This window comes from Kitasatospora sp. MAP5-34, from assembly GCF_029894335.1.
In the GTDB taxonomy this organism is placed as follows: domain Bacteria; phylum Actinomycetota; class Actinomycetes; order Streptomycetales; family Streptomycetaceae; genus Kitasatospora.
In genome coordinates, this window is the sequence record NZ_JARXZC010000113.1 from 1 (window position 1) to 1,320 (window position 1,320).

The 1,320-nt window shown below is 65.3% G+C and carries 1 protein-coding gene; it reads right to left on the bottom strand.

Features of this window, described 5'->3' with window-relative positions; translation table 11 throughout:
• Positions 1 to 27: 27 nt before the first annotated feature.
• Positions 28 to 1,265 (bottom strand): IS3 family transposase gene (locus tag P3T29_RS32615; RefSeq protein ID WP_280720297.1). Its coding sequence is split into 2 segments (ribosomal slippage): positions 28 to 992 and positions 992 to 1,265, totalling 1,239 coding nucleotides; the frame shifts between segments, so codons are not numbered across the junction.
• Positions 1,266 to 1,320: the final 55 nt, after the last annotated feature.

The following is a 1,320-nucleotide window of genomic DNA, read 5'->3' on the forward strand; positions in this document are numbered from 1 at the left end:
TGAATCGCTGCGGGTTCTTCAGAGACTCTAGATTGTGGCTGTGACCTGCAGGTTTGGCTGTTGGCTGTAGTACTTGGCTTCGTATTCGGCGGGTGGGGTGTGGCCGAGTTCACTGTGGAGCCGGGTGGAGTTGAACCAGTCGACGTACTCTGCGGTGGCGATCTCAACGTCGGCAAGGGTGCGCCAGGGGCCCTGGCGCTTGATGAGCTCGGTTTTGTACAGACCGATGGTCGATTCCATCAGGGCGTTGTCCAGGGCGTCTCCGACCGACCCGATGGACGCGGCGATCTTCTCCTTGGCCAGGTGCGTGGCCAGTCGGAACGACGTGTACTGCGAGCCGGCATCGGAGTGGTGTATCAACTCTCTTGGAATTACCGGGAATCCGGCGCGGTCCCGCTGCCACAGGCCCATCTCGAGGGCTGAGAGGATCAGTGGGGTCTGCTTGTTGGTGGCCGCTGACCAGCCGACGATCCGCCGTGAGAAGGTGTCGACGACGAAGGCGACGTAGACGGTGCCGGCCCACGCCGCCACGTGCGTGAAGTCCGCCACCCAGACGCGGTTCGGTGCGCTCGCGACGAAGTTGCGCTGGAGCAGGTCGGGCGCCCGGTCGACGCTCCTGTCCGAGACGGTGGTGACGATCTTCTTGCCGCGCACCGCTCCTGACAGTCCTTCTGCCTTCATCAGGCGGGAGACCGTGCACTGGGCGACCGTGTGTCCGCGTCGCTGGAGTTCGGCCCAGACCTTGCGGTAGCCGTAGACGCCGTAGTTGCTCTCGTGGATCTCCTTGATGAGCGGGACGAGTTCGGCGTCGCGGCGGGCGCGGGCGGAGGTGGTGCCGCTCTTGTGGGTGTAGTAGGTGCTGGGGTGGATGCTGCAGTCGTTCGCGGTGAGCGTCCTGCAGATCGGCTCGACTCCGCCGAAGCGGTCCCGGTGCTCGTCGATGAACGCTACGAGCGTGTGTGTGGCCGGTCGAGCTCGGCCGCGAAGAAAGACGCCGCGGCCCTGAGGATCTCGTTGGCGCGCTTCAGCTCGGCGTTCTCGCGCTTGAGTGCCTTCATCGCGGCGGATTCCTCGGTCGTGGTGCCGGGCCGGGTGCCGGCGTCGGTCTGGGCCTGGCGGACCCACTTGCGCAGGCTTTCCGGGCCCACGTCGAGCTTGGCGCCGATCGACCGGATGCACTGGTACTCGGTCTCGTACTGATCGCGGGTCTCCAGCACCAGGCGCACCGCCCGCTCCCGGACCTCAGTGGGGTATGGCTTCCTCATAACGGACTCGATCCTTCCAAGAGAAGGAGTCTCGGTCAAACCCGCAGCGGTTCAG